The 24,738-nt window shown below is 64.0% G+C and carries 21 protein-coding genes; 14 read left to right on the forward strand and 7 right to left on the reverse strand.

Annotation, left to right across the window (positions count from 1 at the left end):
- Positions 1 to 28 precede the first annotated feature (28 nt).
- The 3 genes from ACUYM2_RS18455 to ACUYM2_RS18465 all read right to left on the reverse strand — a co-directional run bounded on the left by ACUYM2_RS18455 (position 29) and on the right by ACUYM2_RS18465 (position 3,253).
- Positions 29 to 1,399 (reverse strand): hypothetical protein, encoded by a 1,371-nt coding sequence (locus ACUYM2_RS18455; protein ID WP_481601547.1) that lies wholly within the window; start codon positions 1,397 to 1,399, stop codon positions 29 to 31.
- A 407-nt stretch (positions 1,400 to 1,806) separates the two neighbouring features.
- A complete protein-coding gene (locus ACUYM2_RS18460) occupies positions 1,807 to 2,157 on the reverse strand; it encodes a helix-turn-helix domain-containing protein (protein WP_481601548.1) in 351 nt (116 codons plus the stop codon).
- 4 nt (positions 2,158 to 2,161) lie between these two features.
- A complete protein-coding gene (locus ACUYM2_RS18465) occupies positions 2,162 to 3,253 on the reverse strand; it encodes a tyrosine-type recombinase/integrase (RefSeq protein ID WP_481601549.1) in 1,092 nt (363 codons plus the stop codon).
- A 221-nt stretch (positions 3,254 to 3,474) separates the two neighbouring features.
- Here ACUYM2_RS18465 and ACUYM2_RS18470 point away from each other — a divergent pair, with 221 nt between their 5' ends.
- The 5 genes from ACUYM2_RS18470 to ACUYM2_RS18490 all read left to right on the forward strand — a co-directional run bounded on the left by ACUYM2_RS18470 (position 3,475) and on the right by ACUYM2_RS18490 (position 8,464).
- The gene (locus ACUYM2_RS18470; protein WP_481601550.1) at positions 3,475 to 5,244 is read left to right on the forward strand and encodes a type IV secretory system conjugative DNA transfer family protein; all 1,770 of its coding nucleotides are present in this window, start codon (positions 3,475 to 3,477) and stop codon (positions 5,242 to 5,244) included.
- Positions 5,241 to 5,681: a DUF4913 domain-containing protein gene (locus tag ACUYM2_RS18475; protein ID WP_481601551.1), complete on the forward strand. Its 441-nt coding sequence runs from the start codon at positions 5,241 to 5,243 to the stop codon at positions 5,679 to 5,681. The genes ACUYM2_RS18470 and ACUYM2_RS18475 overlap by 4 nt, the downstream gene beginning before the upstream one ends.
- Positions 5,682 to 5,738: 57 nt before the next feature.
- Positions 5,739 to 6,788, forward strand: coding sequence for a PDDEXK nuclease domain-containing protein (locus ACUYM2_RS18480; RefSeq protein WP_481601552.1), 1,050 nt, complete (start codon positions 5,739 to 5,741; stop codon positions 6,786 to 6,788).
- 163 nt (positions 6,789 to 6,951) lie between these two features.
- The gene (locus tag ACUYM2_RS18485) at positions 6,952 to 7,776 is read left to right on the forward strand and encodes a hypothetical protein (RefSeq protein ID WP_481601553.1); all 825 of its coding nucleotides are present in this window, start codon (positions 6,952 to 6,954) and stop codon (positions 7,774 to 7,776) included.
- Positions 7,777 to 7,969: 193 nt separating this feature from the next.
- Positions 7,970 to 8,464: a tetratricopeptide repeat protein gene (locus ACUYM2_RS18490; protein ID WP_481599822.1), complete on the forward strand. Its 495-nt coding sequence runs from the start codon at positions 7,970 to 7,972 to the stop codon at positions 8,462 to 8,464.
- Here ACUYM2_RS18490 and ACUYM2_RS18495 read toward each other — a convergent pair.
- The 3 genes from ACUYM2_RS18495 to ACUYM2_RS18505 all read right to left on the reverse strand — a co-directional run bounded on the left by ACUYM2_RS18495 (position 8,461) and on the right by ACUYM2_RS18505 (position 11,388).
- A complete protein-coding gene (locus tag ACUYM2_RS18495) occupies positions 8,461 to 9,771 on the reverse strand; it encodes a hypothetical protein (protein ID WP_481599821.1) in 1,311 nt (436 codons plus the stop codon). The genes ACUYM2_RS18490 and ACUYM2_RS18495 overlap by 4 nt on opposite strands.
- Positions 9,772 to 9,952: 181 nt before the next feature.
- Complete coding sequence (locus ACUYM2_RS18500; protein WP_481599820.1) at positions 9,953 to 10,285, reverse strand: helix-turn-helix domain-containing protein; 333 nt, start codon at positions 10,283 to 10,285, stop codon at positions 9,953 to 9,955.
- A gap of 5 nt (positions 10,286 to 10,290) precedes the next feature.
- On the reverse strand, positions 10,291 to 11,388 hold the full coding sequence (locus ACUYM2_RS18505; RefSeq protein ID WP_481599819.1) for a tyrosine-type recombinase/integrase: 1,098 nt from the start codon (positions 11,386 to 11,388) through the stop codon (positions 10,291 to 10,293).
- A gap of 476 nt (positions 11,389 to 11,864) precedes the next feature.
- On the opposite strand from ACUYM2_RS18505, the gene ACUYM2_RS18510 reads away from it, so the two are divergent.
- From ACUYM2_RS18510 to ACUYM2_RS18540, 7 genes are all read left to right on the forward strand, one after another.
- A complete protein-coding gene (locus ACUYM2_RS18510) occupies positions 11,865 to 12,995 on the forward strand; it encodes a tyrosine-type recombinase/integrase (protein ID WP_476975974.1) in 1,131 nt (376 codons plus the stop codon).
- Positions 12,988 to 13,341, forward strand: a complete 354-nt coding sequence (locus tag ACUYM2_RS18515; RefSeq protein WP_201433288.1) for a helix-turn-helix domain-containing protein — start codon at positions 12,988 to 12,990, stop codon at positions 13,339 to 13,341. The genes ACUYM2_RS18510 and ACUYM2_RS18515 overlap by 8 nt, the downstream gene beginning before the upstream one ends.
- A 379-nt stretch (positions 13,342 to 13,720) precedes the next feature.
- On the forward strand, positions 13,721 to 14,791 hold the full coding sequence (locus ACUYM2_RS18520; RefSeq protein ID WP_476975973.1) for a tyrosine-type recombinase/integrase: 1,071 nt from the start codon (positions 13,721 to 13,723) through the stop codon (positions 14,789 to 14,791).
- A gap of 976 nt (positions 14,792 to 15,767) precedes the next feature.
- The gene (locus ACUYM2_RS18525) at positions 15,768 to 16,538 is read left to right on the forward strand and encodes a TnsA-like heteromeric transposase endonuclease subunit (protein ID WP_476975954.1); all 771 of its coding nucleotides are present in this window, start codon (positions 15,768 to 15,770) and stop codon (positions 16,536 to 16,538) included.
- Entirely contained in the window at positions 16,535 to 18,631 is a 2,097-nt protein-coding gene (locus ACUYM2_RS18530) for a transposase (RefSeq protein WP_476975953.1), read from the forward strand. Before ACUYM2_RS18525 ends, ACUYM2_RS18530 begins: the two co-directional genes overlap by 4 nt.
- On the forward strand, positions 18,622 to 19,650 hold the full coding sequence (locus ACUYM2_RS18535) for an AAA family ATPase (RefSeq protein WP_476975952.1): 1,029 nt from the start codon (positions 18,622 to 18,624) through the stop codon (positions 19,648 to 19,650). The genes ACUYM2_RS18530 and ACUYM2_RS18535 overlap by 10 nt, the downstream gene beginning before the upstream one ends.
- The gene (locus ACUYM2_RS18540; protein ID WP_481599823.1) at positions 19,647 to 20,552 is read left to right on the forward strand and encodes a hypothetical protein; all 906 of its coding nucleotides are present in this window, start codon (positions 19,647 to 19,649) and stop codon (positions 20,550 to 20,552) included. The genes ACUYM2_RS18535 and ACUYM2_RS18540 overlap by 4 nt, the downstream gene beginning before the upstream one ends.
- A gap of 236 nt (positions 20,553 to 20,788) precedes the next feature.
- Here ACUYM2_RS18540 and ACUYM2_RS18545 read toward each other — a convergent pair whose 3' ends face one another.
- Positions 20,789 to 21,049: a hypothetical protein gene (locus ACUYM2_RS18545; protein WP_476975950.1), complete on the reverse strand. Its 261-nt coding sequence runs from the start codon at positions 21,047 to 21,049 to the stop codon at positions 20,789 to 20,791.
- 1,318 nt (positions 21,050 to 22,367) lie between these two features.
- On the opposite strand from ACUYM2_RS18545, the gene istA reads away from it, so the two are divergent.
- Positions 22,368 to 23,909 carry an IS21 family transposase gene (gene istA, locus ACUYM2_RS18550; RefSeq protein WP_476975978.1) on the forward strand — a complete coding sequence of 514 codons (1,542 nt, stop codon included), beginning with the start codon at positions 22,368 to 22,370 and terminating at the stop codon, positions 23,907 to 23,909.
- On the forward strand, positions 23,906 to 24,685 hold the full coding sequence (gene istB / locus ACUYM2_RS18555; RefSeq protein WP_476975977.1) for an IS21-like element helper ATPase IstB: 780 nt from the start codon (positions 23,906 to 23,908) through the stop codon (positions 24,683 to 24,685). The genes istA and istB overlap by 4 nt, the downstream gene beginning before the upstream one ends.
- Positions 24,686 to 24,738: the final 53 nt, after the last annotated feature.

Genomic DNA, 24,738 nt, shown 5'->3' on the forward strand with positions numbered 1-24,738 from the left:
GGCCGATGATTCCACCGGGCATCGGTGCTCAGGTTGGGGGAACCTGTACGTCTTTACGGGTGAGGTCGGGATGCTCGACAGCGCTGAGGTAGCGCGTGGCGCCTTCGACGCTGAGCCCGAACAGGTCGCAGATGCGGCGGATGTCGCCGCCGGTCGCATGGATCTCGTGCAGGATGCGGTCCTCCCGCAACGCTTGGGGCCGCAGCGTCAGACCGGCCCAGGGGAACTGCGTGCTCGTGGGGAGGAGCCTGGGCGCCGTCCGCCGGTTGACGAGCAGGTGTGTGTTGGCGGTGTTTGGCCACGTTCGGTTGCGGTGGTCGAGCCAGGCTGCCAGACGTGTGCGTACGGGCGCGGCGAGCGGGATCTCGCGGTCGCCGAGCCTCAGTTGTCCGTCGCTGATGTCGGTGAGCCGCAGCTCGCTGATCTGTTTCCCGGTCAGGGCGTGGAACGCTACCAAGGCGACCGCGAGGGCAACCGCTGGGTTCGGGGAGTTCAGTTCCTCGCGGATCACGGCGGTGTCGAGGGCAAGAGGGATGGTGCTGCCCTTAGGGGACGCCTTCATCCCGCGGGTCGGATTGGCAAAGATGAGCCGTCGGCCTTTGAGGGTCGTGAAGAGAGATTTGAGTCCGTTCCCGGCGATGTGGCGGCGGGTCCTGGTTTCGTCCAGCGCGGCTGTGATGTCGGCGCGGGTGATCTCGGCGAACGACTGGAAGCCGGCCTCGGCCCAGGCGTGGATCATGGGTTCGATGCCCAGGATGTGCACCCTGATGGTCTTAGGATCGCGCGGGATCTGCCGTGGCGCCTGGCGGGAGCCGTTGGTGAGGACTTGCAACCACACCTCGAGCTGGTCCTTCATGACCGACGGCAGGGTGTTGGTCTTGGCAGCGAAGTAGCGTTCGATCTGGGTCGGCCGGTCCTCGATGAGCAGGCCGGCCGCGGCCAGTACGTCGATTGTGGAGAGGACGTTGCCCGAGTATTGGCGCAGGTGGAGGACGTCGGTGGCGCGGATCTTCGCTGTTGGGTCGGGCCGCAAGCCCTGCAGCAACCGCAGGGACCGGGTCACGTCGTTGCGTTGCCGCTTGCTCCAGCCGGCCCTCCGGGCGTGTTCACGGACGATGGCGGCGCAGTAGCGGGTCAGATCATTGTCTTCGAGGTGGGCACGCGCTCTGACGGCTTTCGGCTTGGACGCAATATCGAACAAGGCCATCTGCCCGCCCAGCGCGGCGGGGGCCCCGCTGCCGGGCAGGCTGTTCTTGTCCCGCCGCTTCCATGGGGCGCGTTGGTCCGGGCTCAGCGGTGGTGCTCCCCGACGTGCGAACGTCATGTTGGCGAAGAAGAGTTGGTGACCGTCCTTCGTCGCGTTGACGAGGTCCAGGCCGCGTCCTGGTTCTTGGAGCATTCGGGCCTGTTCCAGGCACAGCCGGCAGGTTCGCCGCTCTCCGATACGGGTGAAGCGCCCGCAATAGTCGCAGATTCCTTCCGGGTTGTGGGAGCGCCACCATCGACACTGCCAACAGGTCCAGTTGTAGCGGCGGTAGACACCCCAGGCGAAGCAGTCTTTGCAGGAGCCTGGGTGTTGTGGGCTGCCGGGATGGCAGCTGGCGCACATGCCTTGGCTGAAGTAGCCCGTTCTGGTGCCGCATTTGGAGCATGGTGGTGGGATGAACGGGCCGCCGGGAAGGCAGTCATAGCAGTAGTCCACCCGGGGGTGGACCCATGCGACACGGTTGATTTGGCAGTGGGGGCACATCGATGGCGGCCGCAGCGGCGCCATCGGGCCCGGGGCCGGACTCACGGCAGCCTTGCCTATAGGGGCGGCTCGGATCGCGGCTTGCCGAATCTCGGCGTTACGATCGGCGATATCCCGCCTTTGCCGGCGTCGTGGCCTTGGTTATCGCCGTTGACGGTCTCGGTCGCGCGTGGGCGGCGCGCCGCGACCTTGTCCGGCTCTGGGCTCATCAGGTCTGTCGGTGAGCACTTCAACACTGAGCAGAGCACGTCGAGTTCTTCGAGTCTCATCGTTGCTGGTGTTCCGGCCCACCACGAGGACATCTTTCCTGCGCTGATCTCCAGCCCTGCATCGGCGAGCATCCGGCGCATTTGCGCTGACTTCCAGATCCCGCGTTCGGCGGCTCTGATCCGCAGGTTCCACTGCACGGCCTCATCCTTCCTTTTGTGTGATTGCGAAGCGGGACGCGACCCGCTCATTGGCGTTCTTCCATGCCTGCTCGACGTATTCGCTGCGGACGTGGATGTAACCCGAGGTAGTAGCGAGCCACTGATGCCCCAGCAACTCCTGAAGGGCCTTGATGTCCATCCCGGCCCCATAAAGCGAGGAGGCGCAGTAATGCCTCAGCACGTGGGGAGTCATTCGGCCCGACCATGCCGGCAGAAAATGATCGACCTGCAATCCCAGGCTGCGCCGCAGCGCGTTGCCACCGACCCGGCCGCATCGTCCCAGCTCGCGGTCGAACCGCTCCGAGGGGAGCAGGGGCGCGTCGGGGTCAGCCCAGTCCTCGCCGTACTGGTGTCGGACCTCGCCCAGCCACCAGTCGATCAGCTCTGCCGCGCCGTTGATCGCGGGCACCAGACGCGGCTTTGGGCCACGGCCGTGTGCTCCCTTGCCGAACCGGACATGGAGTTTGCCGAACCCGCCCAGGTCCGGTCGCCAATCACGGATGTCGAGCATCACCGTCTCGTTGATCCGCAGCCCCAGTCGGCGCCACAGCGAGGCAGCGAAGTAGTCGCGCGCTGCCGGCAGATACTTGCGGGCCTGCGGAATGGTGTGGCGCCAACACGTAAAGAACGCCTCGATCTCCGCGTCCGACGGCGGCACCCGGACCTTGCCAAGCGATGCCCCGGACTGGCGGTTGAACTCATCGATGGGCTGCTCGACGAGCACCCCGGCCAACCGATGGATCCGGCCCTGGTAACGGCTGATCATGAACCCATAAAACAGCGCCAGCGTCCCTGCCTTGCCGGCCCTGGTGCTCACGCTGCGTCCCAGCCGCCTCTGTTCGGCCAGAAACCGGTCGGCATCCTGGCAAGTCGCCGTCCACACGGGGCCGGTAATCGACCGGGCAAATTCGATGATCGTGGCGCGGGTGCTGCGGATATGCGAGTCGCTCAGACCAGTCGCCGCCATTGCCAGCGCGTATTGGTCAACGATCTCCTGCTCAAAGTCCTCGGCCGCCTGCACACTCCAGAACTCCGGATCCATGGCGCCACCACCGGGCAACGCCACCAGTGCCATCAGCTACCAACTTCAGAAGGAGCGATCATGCGTCGACATTACGCCCGATCCGTCACTCTCGTCGATGGTTCGTCGGTTCGGGCCCGCAGGGGCTCCGAGCCGACGTCACCTGCTCAAACGCCAATTACCGCCGCAGAACCCTCAAAGGAACCTAAGCGAATAGAGATACCGGCCGAATCGCTGCTGGAAGCCACTGCTCCGGTCCAGGAAGAAGGTGCAGCATGAGCGCTCCGAACCGTAAAGGCACCGGGATCGGCGACGGCCTCGGTATCTGGCTGGCCATCGGCGCAGCTGCCATCTTTGGGGGCGGGGCCTGGGTCTCGGCTCAGCTCGGATCCTGGATGGCCGGCCTCGCCGCGCCTCCGGCCCACCCGATTGATCTGGTGGCCGGATTGGTCAAAGGCCGGGTGCCCTGGCCGGTTCAGTCCACCATCGTCGCGTGCGTGCTCCTGGGAACACTGGTTGCCCTGGCAATCACGGTGCTGGTGTTCCGCTCCCGGACAGCTCACAAGCGAACCCGCGTGGACAAGGCCGCCGTCCACATGGGCCGCGGCAAAGCCCTCGATCACCTCACCACCAAGGGCGCCACAGCCACCGCTGTGCGCCTCGGCGTTGAGAACTCCACAGGGGTGCGGCTTGGCCGCAGTGTCGCCGGAAAGCGCCCACTGTGGGCATCCTGGGAAGACATGCTGATCCTCATCGCTGGCCCGCGCACGATGAAGACCACCTCCTACGCCGTCCCGGCTATCCTCGACGCGCCCGGTGCCGTGATCGCGACCTCGAACAAGCGCGACATCGTGGACGTAACTCGCCCGGTTCGGGCAGAGGCAGGCGCCGTGTGGGTCTTTGACCCGCAGTCCGTCGCGGAAGAGGAACCGACCTGGTGGTGGAACCCGCTCTCCTACGTCAAGAACGAGGCGACCGCCGGGAACATGGCACAGCATTTCGCCAACGGCTCCCGGGAACCCGGTACCAAACCGGATGCCTACTTCGACCCGGCAGGGCAGAACCTCCTCAAGGCCTTCCTGCTCGCCGCCTCCCTGGCCTCAGCTCCGGTCACGCAGGTTTACACCTGGCTGACCCGCCCGCATGACGAGAGGCCCGCAGAACTGCTGCGGGCCGCCGGCTATGACCTGCTCGCGGACATGGTGACGGGCCACATCCGTGAACCGGAAAAGCAGCGGGCCGGCGTCTACGGCACTGCGCGGCAAATGGTTTCCTGCCTGACCGACCGCGAGGTCAGCCGATGGGTCACCCCGGCACGGGACACAACGGTCGACACGGACCCGCGGCCGCAGTTCGTCCCCGAAGACTTCGTGCGCGGCAAGGGCACGCTCTACAGCCTCTCCCGTGAAGGCGTCGGCACCGCCGGCCCGCTCGTGACCGCGCTGACCGTCGCCGTCGTGGAAGCGGCCGAAAAGTACGCAACCTCCCAGCCGGGCGGCCGGCTCGCCACCCCGCTGCTGGGGATCCTCGATGAGGCTGCGAACGTCTGCCGCTGGAAGGCGTTGCCGGACCAGTACAGCCACTACGGCTCCCGCGGGATCATCCTGATGACCATCCTGCAGTCCTGGTCCCAGGGTGTGGAGGTCTGGTCCTTGGAAGGGATGCGGAAGCTTTGGTCCGCGTCGAACGTGAAGATCTACGGCGGCGGCGTCTCCGAGGTCGGCTACCTCGATGAACTCTCCCGCTTGATCGGCCAGTACAGCTACATCAATGTCTCCCGCAGCCACAGCAGGGCCGGCTCATCGTCCTCACGGCAGGAAAACAAGGACGAGATTCTGTCCGTGGCGGACCTGACGGCGCTGCCGAGGTTCCGTGCCATCCTGCTCGCCTCCGGGGCGCCTGCGACCATGATCGAAACCATCCCCTGGATGAACGGACCCCACGCTCAGAAGGTCAAAGACTCCCTCGCAGCCAAGGAAACAACTGAGCGTGCCCCTGAGGCCGTTGCCGCGCACAATCCTTGGACGGACGGTGACCGCGCGTGAGTGGCGAGTTCGGGGATGCCTTTGGCGACGAAGAAAAACCCCCGCCCGCACGAGGCGGAGGCAGGTACGAGCAGACGGAACCCGAACCGGAGCTGGTTTACTCCAACGCTGTCGAATTCTTCGCCGACCTCCTGGCCCAGTCCTACGTGCGGGAAGTCAACGAAGGCGCCGCATTCGCATGGTGCCCCGAATGGTACAAACACCCCGAGGCCCTGATCAGGATGGAAGCGATGTGGCGGGCATGGGAACACCTTCGCCTCGAACCAGCGCTCGGGGTCAGTACCTGGTGGCTCAACCACGCAGACCCCCACATGCGCGTCCTCTTGGACAAAGAAGGCCCGTTCAAAAAATGCGCCTACGACGGCCACAAATCTCCACGCACCCCCGGGCTCGCAGCGCTCCCGCACATCGAACCCGAGGCTGGAATTTTCGGCTAGTGACCATCGGCGGCACGCCACGCAGACCAGACCAGGAAGCTCTTTAGGATGGAACCCATGACTCCGCCGCGCGATCTTGTCCTTCCCACCGGTTACACCGATCTACTCAGTGATCTCAAGACCCGGGTCAGTTCAGCTCGCAGTACAGCCCTTCGGACCGTCAACACCCAGCTGATCGAGCTGTACTGGTCCATCGGCCGCACCATCCTGGAGCGGCAGGAATCCGAGAGCTGGGGGAGTGGTGTCATTGGCCGGCTGGCAGATGACCTCCGGTCTGAGTTCCCGGACATGAAAGGCCTCTCCCGGTCCAACCTGTTTTACATGCGCGGATTCGCCGCTGCCTGGACCGACCCAATTGTCCAACAGCCTGTTGGACAATTGCCGTGGGGCCACATAACTGTGCTCTTGGACAAGCTGGAAACCCACGACCACCGCCTCTGGTATGCCGCGACTGCCGTCGAGCACGGCTGGTCTCGGAACGTGCTCATGAACATGATCATGAACAAGACCCTCGAACGCACCGGAGCCGCACCATCGAACTTTGCGCAACAGCTTGTTGCGCCACATTCCGAGTTGGCGCAGCAGGTCGCTAAAGACCCCTACAACTTCGAATTCCTCGGCTTGTCCGGTGAAGTGGCCGAACGGGACCTCGAAAACGCTCTGACCAGCAGAATCACCGAAACCCTCCGCGAGCTCGGCCCCGGGTTCGCCTTCGTCGGCCGCCAAGTCCACTTCGACGTCGACGGCGACGACTTCTACGTCGACCTGCTCTTCTTCCACATCGAACAATCCCGCTACGTCGTCATCGAGCTCAAGACCGGCAAGTTCCAGCCGGAATATGCCGGAAAACTCAACTTCTACGTCGCCCTCGTCGACGATGTCCTCCGCCGGGATCACCACAACGAGACCATCGGGATCCTGATCTGTGGCAGCAAAAATGACCGCAGCGTCCGGTACAGCCTGGGGCGTTCCACCTCGCCTATGGCCGTCGCCGCCTACACCTATGACAAGCTTCCGCCCGCGGAGCAGCAGGCACTTCCGGACGAAGGGCACCTTGTCGCAGCGCTGGAATGGGCGGAACCCGACACCGAAAGCCCAACCACCTGAGGAGCGCCTGTTCGGATTCACTCCAGGTTGTCCTGAGGCGACCAAACAGCACCCTGACAAGGCTCTCGAGCGTGAGAATCGTTGGCCTGCCCGAGGACCGTGTGGAGACCAGCTGAGGAGCGGGGGAGAGCCGCCGCGCATGCCCCCCGGTAGGGTGCTGGTCATGGAGAAAATGGAAGCGCTGGCCCAGGACATCAAAGACGGGGCCGCGGCGCGCGGCTTGAAGATCCTCGCGGCCGCGATCCCCGGGGATCCCGACGTGTTCTTCAGCCACCCCGACACGGGACTGGAAGACGTCCTGGACGTTGCTGTGCACGTCTCCGCGCCGTTCCTGATTCTCACCATCTCAACCCTCGACCCTCGCCGGCTCACAGAGCGGCCCGGCTTCCTGGGGGAGACCACTCACGCTGGGACGCCGCCGGAGGATCTCCGCCGCCGCTGGCAGGAACGGGCCGGGGAGATTGACTGCATCTTCCTGGAATGGATCGCCGGCGGCACCCGGTACATCTTCACAGCCTCCTCGGAGTGGTCCGATGAGCTGGAATCAGCCCGGGCCGCTTGGTTCGAGGAACTCGACGATGAGGAGTCGGACGCGACCGGAGCCCATTGGGCGCGCGTCGCCGAACTGGCCGGAAAGCTGGAAGCAGACCCCGACTACCGGGCCGGCACCACGCATACACGGCGGGCTATCGGGCAGGCGTTCCTCGAACCCCTCCTTCAATCGGCCCCGGGCGAGAAGACGGCCTCCCACCAGGCCTTGGATGCAGCCGGCAAGCTCGTCCGAACCAACGCCCAGGCCACGTACAGCCGGCTCCTGGGCGACATGGACGCTTTGACCGCCGAACTCCGAGACACCGCGGCATGGAAGGCTGCCCGCAAGCAGTACCAGCTAAGGGCTGCCGCCAGTGACTTCCTCCAGGAACGCTCCGGCGGCTACGCACCGCCGACGAAAACCGTCGAAGCCCTCGTGAACTCCGCGGTGAAATAACAACCTTTCGCCGGTGGGAGGGGCCTGCCGGGTTATCAACCTCTTTTACTGGTAACCGTCCGTATTCGATCTGGAACTATTCGGCGGCTTCCAAACGGGAGTCTGCAGAGAGGCGGACGCGTCAGTACAGGCACGTGGCTTCCGGAGCGCGGCCGGCTTCTACGCTTTTCGGGTCTCTGGCAGACTTTGGTGCATGGCTAATGACTGGGAGGCGCGGGTTAAGAGCTTTTGGGCCGATGCCGATGACGCCGACGATGCTGCGATGCTGACGGCGATGGGGGCTCTGGTCGGTGAGCGGCCGGCCGACGATGCTGCGGCGGTCTATGAGTGGGCTTCGGTGCAGGATTACCTTGGACGTGAGTCGGCTGCCATCCCGCTGTATCGACGGGCACTGGACCTCGGGCTCGACGACCCCCGGCGACCCCAGGCTCTCGTCCAGCTGGCCAGCTCTCTTCGAAACGTCGGGGAGGCCGGCGAAGCGATTGGAATACTGGAACAGATGCGTGCCAGTGACATCGTGGGGGACGCGCCCCAGGCCTTTCTGGCACTTGCCCTGTTTGATGCGGGCCGGCCGGGAGACGCCCTCCGGGTCGCTCTGAGCGCTCTCGCAAAGACCCTTCCCGTGTATGAGGGAGCCGTGAAACACTATGCCGGTGAGCTCCCGTCCGGCCATGAGTCCGCCGGCTAATGGGCTTTCGCTGGATACCTTGACCATGGTTCGGCGGCTGCTGCGGCATGCCTTTGGGTGACCTGATAGCTGTAGCCGAGCATTTCGGCAACGAGCGGGGCGGGAACTTCGGTGACGAGCGCGCGGAGGGATGCGTTGCGTGCGCCGAGGAGGTTGATGCCGAGCTCTCTGAGCCGCTCCATGAGGGTGTTGGGGTGGATGTGTTGCCCTGGCCGGTAGCCCGGGAACAGCCATTCGCTGCCCGAACTGCTGCCGGTGCGCATGTTCGGGCGTGAGGCCAGGTGTTGATTGAGCAGCGATGCGAAGGGCTCCGGGACTGGTGCAGGGTCGCCTTTGCCCAGGGACAGGCGCAGGCCGTCGGGCGTGAGGATCACGTCGTCGCTTCTCATCGCGGCGATCTTCACCACTGGCTGGGCGTAGAGCAGGAGGAACGTTGCCGCGACCCGGTAGGGCAGAGTGTCGACGTCGTCGGTGAGGCAGGCTTTGAGCATGGCGAGCCGCCGGTCCTGACCCAATACCGGCACGGTCTTGGCCTGCCGGAATCCGATGGTGATGTTGGTGCAGGTCCGGTTCTTGACCGCCCAGACGAAGAAGGTTCTGATGGCGTGTCTGGTGGTGGGGCCGTCGGCCAGCCAGGTGTCGACGTCGGCCTGGACGCAGGAGTCGACGGTCCGTCCGTGGGTGAGTTTGAGCCAGGTGAGGAACTTGATGGTTTCGGTGATTTCCTGCTTCGCGCTGTGGACGGGGCCGCGGGTGGGTTTCCCGTATGTAGACAGGCTCCTGATGCGTCGCAGGTGGTGCCACCGGGCGAAAGACTCGACGGGCCGTCGGATGTCGGCGTCGTCAACGTCCCCCAGCTTGCTGGAGAGCCACCGTTGAAAGAGAGCGAGGTAGTGGTCCCGGTCCGGGAGTAGCTTGTGGTGGGTGAGCAGGCTGCGCATGTGTTCCACCCGCAGGCTTTTCGGCTCCTGATCCAGTGCCTCGTGGCTGAGCGGGATCTCGCCGGTGGCAAGCCGTTGGAGCAGGTCGTGGACACCGGTTTTACGGAGCCACGTGAGGATGCTTTCGGGGCGCTGGGCTCCGCAGAGCGCGCCAAGCAGTATCGTCGCCGTCGCTTCCGATCCCCGGGCATCGTCGACGCGCAACAGGACGGTGAGGTCGTCCCGAAGTGAACAGCGGGCGCACGTGTTCTGGCGGTAGTGCTCGGTTTCCGTGCCGCAGCGTGAGCAGTGGTAGTCCTGGGTGATACCTGCGCAATCGACACAGACCGGTTGATCGCCGTGGGCAGCAGACCGCCCGGGAAGCATGCGCTCTGTTCGGCAGCCGGGGCAGGGCCCGTGCGTACGCATGGCGACAGTGAAGCAGGTCCCGCAGACCCTGCCTTCAGGCCAGCTGGCGCGGTGCCTGCCGGCTGTCCGTGAGCATCTGTCGCAGGTGAAGTTCCCTGTCGTGCGGGGCCGGCCCCGCCTGATGGGCCGCGGGGTGATCTCAGCCGTCATCGCGGATCACGCGGGCGCGTTTGGGACGGATGGTCTTGTTCAGCTCCACGACGTTCGCGTCGGAGGCGGCCTTGCGGACTTTCGCGTCCGCGGCCGTGACGGTGATCAGGTCCTCGGGTCCGCAGCCGAAGATGTCGCAGAGGGCGGCGACCATCATCAGCGAGACGCGTTCCGGGCGCTGGGTGACCAGGCGGTAGACCTGTGAGGCCGACAGTTCGATCCCGCGTTCCTTCAGGAGGGGGCTGAGGTCGGTGCTGTTGTGCAGTCCCCGGGCCGCCATCAGTTCCGGAAGCCGCCAGCGGTAGTCGATCTGTCGTTTCATGAGGTTCAGTCTCCCATTCCGGCCAGCGCGTCCCGGACGGTGGAGTCCAGGGCCCGGCGCAGCGTTTTGACCCTGTAGTCGCTGGAGACCGAGGTGTAGAGGGCGGTGGTCGAGGCGTGCTCGTGGCCGGCCTGGTGCTGGACGAACAGGGGATCCATGCCGGCCTCGATCAGATGCGTGATGTAGGAACGGCGCAGCGAGTGGATGTCCAGGCCGGGGGAGAGGCCCAGATCCTCGCGGTAGCGGTTGAACCGACGGTTCAACGCAGTTTCGGACACGAGCGTGCCGCGTTCGGACGGAAAGAGATCCAGGCCGTCCGTCATGTGTCCGTGGCCGCGTTCCAGCCAGTCGGCGACGATTTCGCCCGACCAGTCAAACACCGTCAGGACACTCCGGCGCTTCGGGGGAGAACCCTTCATGGCCTTCCCGTACCGGACCTGCAGGACCCCGTACTTGCCGAACTCCCGGGCGTGCGGGTTCCGAGAAAAATCGACGGTCTGCAGGTGCCGGACCTCGTTGCGGCGCAGCCCCCAGCAATAGGCCACCTTGAAAAGGACCGCGTCACGATAGGCCGGCAACCAGCCTTTGCGTCCCAGCGACGCGATCCGGTCGACTTCATCGTCGGCGCGGTCAAAGAAGGCCTGCAGCTCGCGGCGGGTGAACGGGCGCCGGCCCGGGGACGATTCAGTGGCCTGGGCGTGGACGGCGGTGTTCCAGTCGAAGCAGACCTGCGAGGGATGCGCCCCGAAATACTGTTCGCAGATCCTGTCCCAGCCGTAGTCAGGGGAAGCCACGTAGGAGCAGAAAGCGCGCAGGGCTGCCTGATAGGACCGGATCGTGGACTGGGCGGCGTGCTTCTCGCTGCGCAGGTCTCCGAAGAACTCATCGACGTGGGCCGGTGTCCACTGCCAGGGGTATTCGTTGGTGGATTCCTGGAACCGCATGACCAGCCGTTCCCGGGACTCGATGGTACCCAGGGCGAGGTTCCGGCTCAGCTGCTGGTTCCGCCATCCGGTGAGCATCTGGGCGAACACCTGATCCTCGGGATGCAGGAACCGCACAGCGCCGAACTCCAGCACCCGGCCGGCAGAATCAACCGCCACAACAATCCTCCCTGACATTGCATTGGATGCATGAATCATGCAATTAATGCAGGATCGTTGCAAATCCGCGGGTAAAAGGCTCATGTTCGACGGAAATAGGTGCCCGGATGGCCGCCCGGATGTCTCCCGCAGGATGCCTCGTGCCACCCAGCGTCGGAGCATTGATGCAGGTCAGGACCAAGAGCTGCTTGTCGGAAGGGTCCGTTGCGACGGCAGAGTGCCTGGTGCCGACGATATTGCATCAGATGCAATAATCACGGTTCAGGTTGACGTAACGTCGATTATCGGCGTTTAAGTGGGACCAGTAGAAGTAGATGAGAAAACTGGTCTCTCTGTGCTTTTAGCCGTTTTTGCAGGTCAGGCTGATGTGGCGATGCCTCGACGTCGATCGGCATGAAAGGGTCGATCCGCGCGCTGCTGCGGCACAACAACGTAATCTCTCATTAAATGAGAGATTTTTGCGTACAGTTTGATCAGTGAGCATCGAACCTGGGCGGATTCCGGCCTTTCTGACCAACGTGAATGTCGGGCTGCTGCGTGCCGAGGATCGTGTTTTCGAGGCGATGTTGGCTGGTTGGCGTGCGCAGATGCTGGCGCGTGGCCTGTCGACGTCGTACATCAAAAGCTCGTGCGGGACAGTCCAGCGGTTCCAGGAGCACGCCAATGAGTATCCGTGGACGTGGACGGCCCATCATGTGGACGAGTTCCTGGCGGACCGGCGCAGCTCAGAGAAGGGTCTGGCGCTGTCGACGTTGAGGGCTAATTCCGGGGCTATCAGGGCGTTTTGCTCCTACCTGACGGACGGGCGTTACGGCTGGGCGTCGTTCTGCGAACGGGTCTTTTCGGACATTCCGGTGCAGGTGGTCTTCGAGTGGAACTCGCCCCGGCATACGACCGATGATGCCGTGCCGGCGCGGCGTCGGGCCTTCACTCGGACCGAACTGCAGACCTTCTTCGACGCCGCCGACGACCTGGTCGACGCCGAGTTCGCCAAGGGTTCAAAACGTTGGCTGCCGGCGCTGAGGGACTCGACGGCGTTCAAGGTCGCTTACGCCTACGGGCTGCGCCGGCGTGAACTGGTGATGCTCGAGTACGTCGATTTCGGCCCGAACCCGCACGTTGAACAGTTCGGACGCTTCGGGGCGCTCCAGGTCCGCTGGGCCAAGGGAACCAAGGGCTCAGGGCCCCGCCGCCGGACCGTGCTCACCGTCCCGGAATTCGACTGGGTGGTGGGGCTCCTCGAGTACTGGCTCTCCCCTGACGGCCGCAAACGATTCCCCACCGCTGACCGGTCAGCCAGCCTCTGGCCATCAGAGCGCTCAGGCTCAACTGTTTACCGCAACTTCGATCGTTCGTTCCAGCGGGTGCGGAAAATCGCAGGGCTCCCGGAAGAACTGACCCTGCACACGCTGAGGCACTCCTACGTGACGCACCTGATTGAAGCCGGTTACGACCCGCTGTTTATCCAGCAGCAGGTCGGACACAGCTACTCCTCCACCACGGCCCTCTATACTTCCGTGTCGGCGGACTTCAAACAGAAGACCATCCAAAAAATGATCGCCCAGCGGCTACGCAAGGGCGACGGCGAGGGGAACAGCCATGGCTGAACAGCGACGGATCGGCTACCGCTGGAACCTCCGGCAGCTCATGGCCCAACGAAACCTCTGGAAAACCACCGAGCTGCTCCCCCTGCTCAAGGCCCGGGGCATCAACCTCTCCAACGCCCAGGTCCACCGGCTCGTCACTGGAACACCCGAGCGCATTCCCGCCCAGACCTTCGCAGCCCTCTGCGACATCCTCGAGTGCACGCCCAACGACCTGTTCGAGCCCTTCGTGCAGATGCGCGCTGCCAAGACCGCGAACGCCCCAAAGCGGCCAGAAGACCTGGGCATCACTCCCGGTGCGCCAATTGCCCGCCGGATCCGGGTTCTGCCACCGGACGAAGATGACTAGGCCCCGTAAAGCTGGCGACCCCGCAAAATGGCCTGAAGCCTGCGCCCGCTGCGCCGAACACCATCAAATCGCAGTTCGGTGGCCCGACGGCGGAATCTGCGGCTACTGCTACCAACAGGCCAAAAGAACTCGCGGCAGCTGCGCCTGCGGCCACGAGGGAGTCTTGCCCGGCCGCGTCGACACCCTGCCGGCCTGCCGGAAATGCTCCGGCGTCCACCTCAACGTCGACTGCATCTCATGCGGCAAAGAAGACGAACTACACTCAGGCAACCGATGCTGGTCATGCATCCTTGCCCTGACCGTTGACCGGATCCTCAGCACGCCGGACAACCGGCCGCCCTCCCCCGAACTCCGGGCAGTTGGAACCGCTCTGAAGTCCATGAAACGCGCCAACAGCGGACTCACCTGGATCCAGCAACCACACGTCACCGAGTTCCTCCAACAACTCGCCACCGAGCCTGCGATTACCCACGCCCGCCTCGACCAACTCCCGGCATCACGCACCCGCGAATACGTCCGCGGACTCATGGTCGAACACAACGCACTGCCGCGACGAGATGAACTCAGTGCAAGGTTTAGCGACTGGGCCGAGCAGGCCCTCGACCGGATCACCAGCCCAAGCCACCGCGACATCACCCGCCGATACATCCGCTGGCACCACCAGCGCCGCATGAATCAGATGGACGAAGTCACCCGAGGAACGTTCCTGCGGGCCAAACAAGCAGTCACCGTCGCCATCGACCTGCAGAACTGGCTCAGCGAACAAGGCATCGAACTCGCCGAAGTGAACCAGGCACACCTGGACCGATGGCAGGCAGAAGGCCCCACGACGCGAGGCATCGCGTCACGATTCCTCGACTGGGCAATCAGGACAAGCCTCATCGATCCCTCCCTGAAACTGCAGCCCCACCGTCGTGGCACCAGCCCGCGGCTCGACGCCGCCGCTCAGACTGAACTCGTCACCAATCTCAGCCGCACGGCCGACATGAACCCGAGAGACCGCGCAGCAGCCATTCTCATCCTGGTCTTCGGCCAGCAAGTCTCGGACATCGTCAAACTGACCTGGGACAACGTCACCGTGACAGAGGAACTCGTCACCATCACCCTCGGAACCGTCAAAATCGCACTTGCGTCACCGCTCGATGAGCCCTGGCGCGAACTCGCAGCCAAGCCAACCCATCACCAGACAGCAGCGCACCGCAACAGCAACTGGGTATTCCGCGGCGGCTCACCCGGCCAGCACCTACAGGCCTCAACCCTCACTCAACGGCTGAGCACGGCCTTCAGCAGTCGCGCGGCCAGGCTCGGAACCCTCCACGAACTCACCAAACTCGCCCCCGTGGCCATCATCGCCGAAGCCCTCGGCTACTCCCCGGGCACAATCGATCGCCACGCCATCGACTCATCCGCCAACTATGCCCAATACATCGCCATGCGCCGCCCCGTATGAGACACACCGCTACTGCGTTCGTTGGATTACATCAGCGCTTGGAGAACTCACTCCGAGCCTCTCGAAGCGACATCTCCCTCCTGCGGAAATCAACTTGTTGTTGGGCGAGCGTCGCGGTCCCGTAGGACGCGTCTCGGTCAGCTGGAATACCGAGGGCCGTCAAGTACTCAAGAAGTAGGGGTCGATCGAATCGATCCCGAATTCGGCGAGCCGAGTATCGATCCGCTTGTTCGAACTCAAGGGGATCGCCCGACGAGAACCATGTCCACCTGCCATCCGTCGCAGTGGCAGAAATTGACCGGACATACAAAAGTGGTGGCTGACCGGTCGGACCGAAAAGTTCCAACTGAGTTTGACTATGCCCAGGTCCATATGTCGGAACGCAGCTTGCTACGACACAACGAACTCCCAACCGGCGCGACAAAGCTGGAGAGGGTGCGGTCGAATCACCACCATGAAGGAAGTTGTTGATCAGAGCCGTCCAACCACCGCACTCGGCGGCCAGCAGGCGGGTCCACGGCGCCTCGAAGGGAAGCATCAGTGGCAGTGCCTCAGTCAGAGCGATGCCGGTTGCCCTCAACTCCCAGTCATCAGAAAGACTACTCAGGACGCGGGAAAGTGGAGCTTCAAGAAAATGCACGACGGATCCCATGGGGTTGGCTTCCCCACCAAGCAAAACAGTCACAGCATCACGCTATAGGGTCCGCCCAACGAACGGCTTCCGGGAAGCCAACTCGTCCCACATCAACACGTCCCGCTGCCAGTTAAGTCACGGGAGTAGAAGTAGCTGTGAGAAACTCCCATTCCATAACTAAATCGTCTCCACAGGTCAGGCTGTCCTGTCTCATCTAAGTTGAGGCAATCTCACTACAGATGAGGCATTGCCTGTTTTTGTCTCATTGTAGTTAAGGCATTCGCGCGGCGTGTCTCACTTCACTTAAGGCATTGGCCGCTTTTGTCTCATTACAGTTGAGGCATGGGACTCGCTGCGGCGGCGTCCGAGGCCTATGCCGGACGCAACATCGCTCCAGGCGCCCTGACCTACAGGGAGCAGTTTTCCTCTGCACCCAGGACTGGCCATCTCGCCGATTGCTGGATGATCCCGTTTGAGAACTCAGTGCCGACTCGGCGTCTTACGGCATTCAAGGGACAGCGCAATTTCGCCGGTCTCTGGTGGTGTGCCACGAACCATCGGCACGTCGGCTTTGAATCCTGGTGCGAACGCGACAATCTGATGCGTCTGGATTTCGACCGCGACGTGGTCGGGTTCTCATCCCAACCCTTCCGCATCGTCTTGCCCGACTCACTCCCCCAGATTTCACACGTACCGGACTACTTCGTCCGGTTGGCGGACGGTTCGGCCGCCGTGATCGATGTCCGGCCCGACAACAGGGTGACTCCGGCGGATCAAGACATTTTTCAGGCGACGGAGGACTTGTGCGCGACCGTCGGCTGGGCCTACAGGCGCCTCGGCGGGTTGCCGGCTGTTCTTCTGGCAAATCTGCGGTGGCTCTCCGGCTACCGGCACCCGAGGTGTTTTCGGGCATCGACAGCAGTCAAACTCCTGGACAGACTCGCCGTCGATGGCCCGATGCCAATACGTAGCCTCACTGCTGCAACCGGTGACCCTGTCACGATCCTTGCACCGCTGTTCCACCTACTTTGGACGCACCGGATCGGCACTGACCTGAAACGCCGGGTCCTCCATCAGGACACGATGGTCTGGCTGAATGGCCAAGCCCCGTGACGGGCGGGCACGCCGTATTGACCCTCGGTGATGACGTTGAGCTCCGAGGGGTCTTCTACCGGCTGACCGCCCTTGACGGCGATGTCGCCATGCTTGCCGTTGCCGGCGAGGCACCTGTCGCGATCAGAGTCGGATCACTCCTTGCCGATAAGACCTTCAGGATCGTGGGAACTCGGCCAACGCGGCGGCGGATCACCGGCCCGTCACCACTCTTCGAATCGCTGCCTGCCGACGTGCAGGAAAAAGCGCGGTGGATGGAAAGCCACATGACCGAAGTCCTGGACGGCGTCCCCTGCAACGCCGAGCCGGGTCAGACCGCCAGGAGGACCTTTGACGTCGAGCTCACATCCTTGCGCCAACGTGAGCAGGCCAAATTGGCGGAACTTCACGAACTGGGCGAAACCATGAGCATCGGCTCGCTGCAGAGACTGCGCCATGCCTACGAGAAAAAGGGCATCCTGGGGCTGGTCGACCGGCGACTCATCCGCCAAACGCCCTTGGCAGGCCGGACTGACCAGCGGGTGGTCGACGCCATTCTCTCAGTGCTGGAAGCCAACACCCATCAGTCCTCCGGAACCGCAGACCGCCTGGTGCGCCAAGTACGCAAGCAACTCGAAGCCGATCACGGACCGGACGTTGTTCCGTTGCCGTCGAGGGCCACCTTCCACCGCCTCATCGGCAGGCTTGCCGAGGGGCGCCACGCCACCGGATCAGCCCGCACCCGGCGGACCCTTGCCCAGCAGCCGGAGGGGCCGTTTGGTGCCGTCCATCCGGTCAGGCCCGGGGAACTCATGCAGATTGATTCCACTCCCCTGGACATCGCCGTCGAACTCGCCGACGGCGTCATCGGGCGGGTCGAACTGACCGCGATGGTCGACATCGCCACCCGAAGCATCCCCGCGGCCGTGATCCGTCCCACGACAAAGGCAGTCGACGCGGCCCTGCTGCTCGCCCGCTGCCTGACCCCGGAACTCATGCGCCCAGGCTGGGCGGCCGCAGCGTCGATGGCCGCCTCCGCCCTGCCCTACCGGTCGATGAAATCCATCGACGAACGACTCCACAATGCCGCGGCGAAACCGGTCATCGTGCCCGAAACGATCGTCTGCGACCACGGCAAGGCCTACCTCTCCAACACCTTCAAAAGCGCCTGCCGCAGCCAGGGAATCAGCCTCCAACCAGCCCACCCCGACACTCCCACCGACAAGCCCGTCATCGAGCGGACCCTGCAGTCCATCGGCACACTCTTCGCCCAGTACGTCACCGGCTACCTCGGCTCCTCCGTCGAACGTCGAGGCAAGAACGCCGAACACCAGGCCGTTTTCTCACTGCTGGAAATCCAGGACCTCCTCGACGAGTGGATCGTGACCGGCTGGCAAAACCGCCCCCACGACGGACTGCGGGACCCCTTCACCCCCTCCCGCGTGCTGACACCTAACGAAAAGTACGCGGCCCTGCTGGCCGTCAGCGGCTACGTCCCGGTCCCCCTCGGGGCAGAGGACTACCTCGAACTGATGCCCGCTGAAACCCGGGTCATCAACAGCTACGGCGTGAAAATCCGCCACCGCGTCTACGACACCGAAGAGCTGAACCCCTACCGCGGACAGAAATCCGGGATGAAAGCCCTCAAGGACCTGTGGGAGGTCAGGTACGACCCCTACGATGCCGGTTGCGTCTGGATCCGCAACCACCACGACGGCGGATGGATCACCGCCTACTGGCGCCAACTCTCCGCCTCTCCCCAACCCTTCGGGGACGACATCTGGAACTACGGACGCCAAATCGTCGCCCAACGCGGCATCACCAGCCCCTCCGAGGAAACCATCAAGGCCGCCGTCGACAAGCTGCTCGACAAAGCCTCGCCGCCAGCGCCGCAACGGAAGAGAACACGGAAGGACCAACGAGCAGCCGCCCGCAACACCGCCGCAGCGACTGCCCAACGCCCGCGCACCGATCAACCACCACTGAAACCGGCCCCGCAGCCCGAAACAGCTGCCGGATCATCGGCGGCACAAGTCGCTGAAGCCCCGAAGCTGGCGAAGATCATCCCGCTGAAGATCTATGACCCACAGAAGAAGGCCGACGAATGGTGGTAGAAGCAGCAGAGCTCCCCAGCACCAGCCGCGCGCCGACCACCACCCTGCAGGGTTGGCGGAGCTTTGTCACTTCCGTCGCACCAACGATCGCCCTGCCCGATCCGGTGGCGTTGGTGTCGATGAACGCCACGGAGCGGGAACGCTACGACGAGCAGCGCATCAGCTACCACTCCGAACTCGTGATCGTCGAAACCTCAACCGTCCGTTCCATCACCAACCAGGGACGGCTGTTGATGATGCTCAACCAACGCGAAATCAGCGCCCGCCGCGGACTCGTAATCTCCGGCCCCTGGGCCTCCGGCAAAACCACCGCCATCAAACTCCTCGGCAAAACCCACGAACTCCTCATCCGGCGCAAGTACCCCAACCAAGACCGTATTCCCGTCGTCTACATCACCACCCCGCCGAAAGGCTCCCCCCGGAAACTGGCCAGCGAATTCGCGAACTTCCTCGGCCTTCCCCAACGCCCGCGCCAGAACGTCACCGACATCGCCGACGCCGTATGCCAGGTCCTCAGCAACGCCAAAACAGACCTCGTGATCGTCGACGAGATCCACAACCTCAACCTGGCCACCAGCGCCGGCGAAGACATGTCCGACCACCTCAAATACTTCACCGAACACATGCCCGCCACCTTCGTCTATGCCGGCATCAACGTCGAAAACTCCGGCCTGTTCACCGGGCTCAGAGGCCGGCAGATCTCCGCCCGCTCCGTACTGAAAACCACCGGCCCGTTCCCGCCCACCGAGGAATGGGACGCCCTCGTGGCCACCCTCGAAAACGGCCTGCGCCTGCACCACCACGAACGCGGCACCCTCACGGACCAGGCCCAGCATCTGCACTACCGCACCGGCGGTAGCATCAGCAGCCTCTCCCACCTGATACGCCAGGCCGCCATCATGGCAATCCTCACCGGCACCGAGAAAATCGACCGCGAACTGCTCAATGAGACCAGCATCGACCACGCCGCGGAATCCCTCGCACCACGCCCACCCGCCGCCACCGCATCCCCACGATGACAACCGCGACTGCCTTCAAGAGCCCCGCCAGGCCGCTGCCCCGCCCTATCCGCCCGTTCATGGACGAGACCACTCCCTCCTTCATCCGGAGGCTCGAAACCGCCAACAAACTTCGGCGTGGCCAGCTCAGAACGCTCCTGAAACGCAGCCGCCGGCCATGGATCGACAGCCTGGCGGTTTGGACGGGCTGCGACCCGGCCGTGATCGTGTTGGCCATGCCCCAACTCGGCATACACGTTCCGGATCCAACCCTGCGGCGGAAGCTGGCCGGACGCCCCACCCGCACAACCCACACCATCGCCTGCCACCGCTGCACCCTCGCCCGCGACGCAGGACGATACGTGGAGATCTATAGCACCCACGAAAAGACCATCTGTTTGCACCATGGCCTCTGGATTGGAGACGGTGTCACCGGCGTCACCGACCAGTTCTCCATCCACGCCAGCCCTGAGATCACCGCGGCCTGGCACCACCACAGGAACCTCATCACCCGGCACGGCCGCCCCGGCGTGCGCAAGGCCTTCCACATCGCCAGCATCATCAACTGGCGCTGGTACGACCAGTTCCAACACTTCACCGCCGCCACGGACACCTACGACCAATTAGCAGCCGACCAGCCACCGCAAGCCACCAGCCATGGCATCGTGGCGGCCTCGCTCTACCCCTCCATCGTCAACCTCACCGCGGCCATGGGATCGCCCCACTGGGCCCAGATCGCACATTCAAGAAGGCCTGACGCCTTCCTGGACAGAGTCAGCGAAGAAGTCACCGAAGGCTGGGTCCCTAAGGGATCCTTCGACCCGCTCCGCCAGTGGATGACCGAAGACTGGCTCCCAGGATTCCGCGGATCCGACACGATTCTCCCGCCCAAACCCCAACGATTGACGCCCATAACGAAATGAGCCTGAACCGGCCCCAAATTCTGTCCCATATAAGGCCCGCTCACCGGGCATTATCTCGGGCCGGTCCTACGGGAATCGGAAGGCCGCGGAAACGCGGCGACCGCGATCCGGAAACTTTGGGTGGCGCTTGCGCCGCTGAACGACCGGCTAACGGGACGACCTGCGGGTCCGGCATCTTCCGAACCGTCCGCCTAGAGCAGGGCTTCCTACTCGTCCTTGCCAATGTTCGTGAACGGTCAGAAGAGCCCTTCACCGCGAAGGACTCTTTCCAAATCTGCGCGGCTGAGACCTGCCGCGTCCACAATCCAGTTCGTGCCATAGCCAGCTTCGCCTGAGGCGCGGACGGCGACACCGAGATCGAGTGCAGCTCGCCTGCAAGCGTCCATTGCCTCGCGCAGTCTGTGCGCAGCTTCCTGCACCGGAAGCCTCATTTCAACGGGCGGCAAATTCAAGCGCACATTCTCGTCATCTACGTTGAAACTCCAGTCTGCGTTCACTGTCTTCCCCAATTTTGGTCGGTCTGAACAAGCACAGGATATGGGAGAACCCGTGGATCGACCGCCGGCCCGGTCCATTCTGCTACCAGACAGACTCGGAAGTGGCCGCGGAGGGGTCCCATTCGCCCCGGTGCTGCCTTAGATCTGGCACATGAACCCCGGTGTTACTCTCAACTTGTGGCCGCCCAGCCGGTAAGGGGAATCACGGGTTGTTAGCGCAAGCGAAACAAGAAGGGCTGGAAGTAGACCCCGGATACTCGCCACCTCGGTTCGTTAGTCAAGTGACTGCATACTCCGCTAAGAGGACGGTCAGACGCTTGATGTAACTCGTTGTTCTAAACCACGGAATAGTCACTGCACCAGCAGCGCCCCGTAACGGGTCGGTGAACCACTGAGTAAGGAGTCCTTTATGGCGAGACTCCCGATAGATGACGGGTTAGGCTCACGCTATGAAGCTTCGGGGCGTTCTTCTGCTTGGGGCAGGCGTTGTTGTGACCGTGTTGGCATTTGCTGTCCTGCTCGGCCGCCTGCCCTGGGTAAGCCGGGCATGTCCAGCAGTCGGTTACGCCTACGTGGGTGATGTGGAGCTGGCCTTTTCCACCCCGCCGGTGTCAGTAGCGGCTTGTTTTGGGGAGGTATGCACTCCTGAGCCGGTGGCGAGAAACCCTGAGGGAAAATGGCTGGTGCCGCAGTCCCCGCCATACCCGAATCCGCCTGTTAGTGTCACTTCGATTTTTGTGGAAGCCGTGGCCACTTCTGGTGGCCGCATAGCCCTTGATTTGCCCATAGAAACGGAATCAACCGGGGAGCACCCCTTCGGACCTGGATGCGGCGGGCCTTTCAGGTTCAAGCCCGTGCAGGTGGCCTTTAGCTGAAGCATCGACCCGCCATCCTCCCGTAAAGGGTTCCCCTTACGGGACATCATCCGGGGACCGGCACGCGGGCACACCCAATGTTGAGGTCGCCAGCTGAGGCTTGGAGCGTAACCAACGCAGGTTTCTGCGATTTGGGTCAACTGTAGTGAGACAAGGGCACTCATTTTGTCTCACTACAGTTGACCCAACCGCCTAAATTCAGGCCCTGATGGTTCAAGTTAGATGAGACAGGACACAGGCGCTTGGCTTCCTGTTAGCGGCCATGAAAAACTGCCCGTAGGCGGCCACGGAACTGCCCACTGACGGCCATGAAAACTGCCCGTTGGTGGCCATGAGATCTGCCCACTTCCTTACTGAACCCTGCCGCTTAAGCGGCGGGAGCCTCTCCCCGGGGTTTGATGACGGTGTCTAGTCGCACCAAAGTCGCCCGGGAAGAGGCCCTAATGAAGTTTGACGGAGAAATCATGGAAATACTCGCTGCGTATGATCTGACCGGATCGTTGCGCGCCGCCGCGGAACTCACCGGCTGCTCGCACCACACGGTCGCCAGGCACGTCGCTGCCCGCGACGCCGGCCAGCCGATCGCCGAACCGGTCTACCGGGGCCGGGTCACCGATGCGTACCTGCCCAAGATCGAGGAATGGATAGAAGCGTCCAAGGGCAAGATCCGTGCCGACAAAGCCCACGCGAAACTCCGAGACCTCGGCTACGAGGGTTCGGAGCGCTCGACCCGCCGGGCCGTCGCCCAGGTCCGCGCTGCCTGGCGGCTCGGCCATGTCCGGGTGCACCGGCCCTGGATCACGGAACCGGGCATGTGGCTTCAGTACGATTTCGGCGACGGCCCCGTGATCGAGGGGAAGAAGACCGTTTTGTTCGTGGCCTGGCTGGCATGGTCCCGCTTCAGGATTGTCATCGCGCTGCGGGACCGGACGGCGCCGAGCGTGTTCGCGGCGCTGGACCGCAGCTTCCGTGTCATCGGCGGCGCCCCGACCTACGTCCTGACCGATAACGAGAAGACCGTAACGGTTTCCCATGTTGCCGGGGTCCCGGTGCGCAACCAGCAGACGGTCGAGTTCGCCCGCCACTACGGGGTGACGGTGTTGACCTGCCAGCCGGCTGACCCGGCGTCCAAGGGCGGCGTGGAGGCCTCGGTGAAGGTCGCCAAGGCCGACATCGTGCCCAAGGACACCAACCTGCGTGCCGACTACGCTTCCTTCGCCGAGATCGAGGCGGCCTGCCAGGCGTTTATGGACGAGGTCAACCACCGTGAGCACCGGGCCACCCGCCGCAAACCCGTGACGATGCTGGCCGAGGAAGCGCCGCGGTTGCACCGGATCCCGGACACCGCGCACACCGTCGCGTTCGGGCTCTCCCGCAGTGTCCCGGAGAACACGCCGATGGTCACCTTCGAGAACGGGCAGTACTCCGTCCCGGCGTATCTGCTCGGCGCGCGGGTGTTCGTCCGCGCCCACGGCGCCGGAGCCGACGAGCAGGTCATCATCGTCCACCTCGGCGGCCAGGGGCCGGTGGAAGTCGCCCGGCACCGGCGCGCCCGGCCCGGCAGCCCGGCGATCAACGACGCCCACTTCCCTGACCACCGGCCGAAAATCCCGGGTGAGTACACGGTGAAAGCCAGGACGGCCGCGGAGACGGAGTTCCTTAGCATCGGCGACGGCGCCCGGACCTGGCTGCTCGAGGCCGCAGCGGCGGGCACGGCCCGGATGAACGTGAAGATGGCCGAAGCGGTCGCCCTGGCGAAGATCGCCGGGCAGTCCGAGGTCGATCAGGCCCTCGGGACTGCGGCCATCCATGGCCGCTTCGCGAACAAGGACCTGGCCTCGATCCTGAACGCCGCGAGCACGCGAACGACCACCCATGCTGCCGGGGAGACCCGGTCCTTGACCCAGGGCACCGCCGGGTGGGCGGCGATTGGCCGACCACCCGTTGCCGCCCGTGTTGACGGCGCCCTGGAGGAAAGCGCGTGAGCCCGGTCCCGGTCACCGCGCCCGTACTGGCGCCGGAGCTGGAGGCGTTGATGCGGCAGTTGAAGATGCCCCATGCGCGGGCGCTGGCGCCGGAACTGATCGCGACCGCCCGCGCCCAGCGCTGGGAACCGGCCGAGGTCATCAAGGCACTCTTTGTCGAGGAAGTCGCCGGCCGGTCCCGGTCCATGCTCGCCACCAGGCGCAAGGCCGCGGGCTTCCCGACCGGGAAGACTTTCGACACCTGGGACCCTGACGCCTCCTCGATCCCGGCACCGACGCAGCAGGCGCTGCGGACGCTGGAATGGATCGGGCGGAAGGAAAACGTCGTGATCTGCGGCCCCTCCGGCACGGGCAAGACGTTCTTCCTTGAAGCCCTCGGCCAGCAAGCCGTCGAGGCCGGCCTGCGGGTCGCGTGGTTCCGGCTCGAGGACCTCGGCGCTCTGATGCGCGCCCACCGCTCCGATGACAGCGTCACCAGAGTCGTCGCCCGGATCCTGCGCGCAGATTTGGTGGTGGTCGATGACATCGGCCTGTTGCCGGTGGGCACGGACGCGGCCGAGGGCCTCTACCGCCTCGTCGACGCCGCCTACGAGAAACGCTCCATCGCGGTTTCCTCAAACCTGCATCCGGCCGGCTTTGACGAGCTCATGCCCAAAACCCTCGCCACCGCCACCGTGGACCGGCTGCTGCACCACGCGCATGTCTGCCAGACCTCAGGAGAATCGATCCGCCTCAGCCAGGCACTGGCCGGAAAAGGAGTCACCCCAATGAACTAAACCCACACCCCAACATGGCCAACGCCACCGAACACCCGGTGGGCAGATCTCGT

Source organism: Arthrobacter sp. SD1074B (genome assembly GCF_056780195.1).

Coding starts and splice junctions, on each gene's coding strand:
- ACUYM2_RS18500 (WP_481599820.1), bottom strand. CDS start 10,285: ATGAAACGACAGATCGACTACCGCTGGCGGCTTCCGGAACTGATGGCG.
- ACUYM2_RS18495 (WP_481599821.1), bottom strand. CDS start 9,771: ATGCTTCCCGGGCGGTCTGCTGCCCACGGCGATCAACCGGTCTGTGTC.
- ACUYM2_RS18455 (WP_481601547.1), bottom strand. CDS start 1,399: ATGCTCCAAGAACCAGGACGCGGCCTGGACCTCGTCAACGCGACGAAG.
- ACUYM2_RS18525 (WP_476975954.1), top strand. CDS start 15,768: ATGGGACTCGCTGCGGCGGCGTCCGAGGCCTATGCCGGACGCAACATC.
- ACUYM2_RS18540 (WP_481599823.1), top strand. CDS start 19,647: ATGACAACCGCGACTGCCTTCAAGAGCCCCGCCAGGCCGCTGCCCCGC.
- ACUYM2_RS18480 (WP_481601552.1), top strand. CDS start 5,739: ATGACTCCGCCGCGCGATCTTGTCCTTCCCACCGGTTACACCGATCTA.
- ACUYM2_RS18485 (WP_481601553.1), top strand. CDS start 6,952: ATGGAGAAAATGGAAGCGCTGGCCCAGGACATCAAAGACGGGGCCGCG.
- ACUYM2_RS18520 (WP_476975973.1), top strand. CDS start 13,721: ATGAAACGCGCCAACAGCGGACTCACCTGGATCCAGCAACCACACGTC.
- ACUYM2_RS18465 (WP_481601549.1), bottom strand. CDS start 3,253: ATGGCACTGGTGGCGTTGCCCGGTGGTGGCGCCATGGATCCGGAGTTC.
- ACUYM2_RS18515 (WP_201433288.1), top strand. CDS start 12,988: ATGGCTGAACAGCGACGGATCGGCTACCGCTGGAACCTCCGGCAGCTC.
- istA (WP_476975978.1), top strand. CDS start 22,368: ATGAAGTTTGACGGAGAAATCATGGAAATACTCGCTGCGTATGATCTG.
- ACUYM2_RS18470 (WP_481601550.1), top strand. CDS start 3,475: ATGAGCGCTCCGAACCGTAAAGGCACCGGGATCGGCGACGGCCTCGGT.
- ACUYM2_RS18490 (WP_481599822.1), top strand. CDS start 7,970: ATGGCTAATGACTGGGAGGCGCGGGTTAAGAGCTTTTGGGCCGATGCC.
- ACUYM2_RS18535 (WP_476975952.1), top strand. CDS start 18,622: ATGGTGGTAGAAGCAGCAGAGCTCCCCAGCACCAGCCGCGCGCCGACC.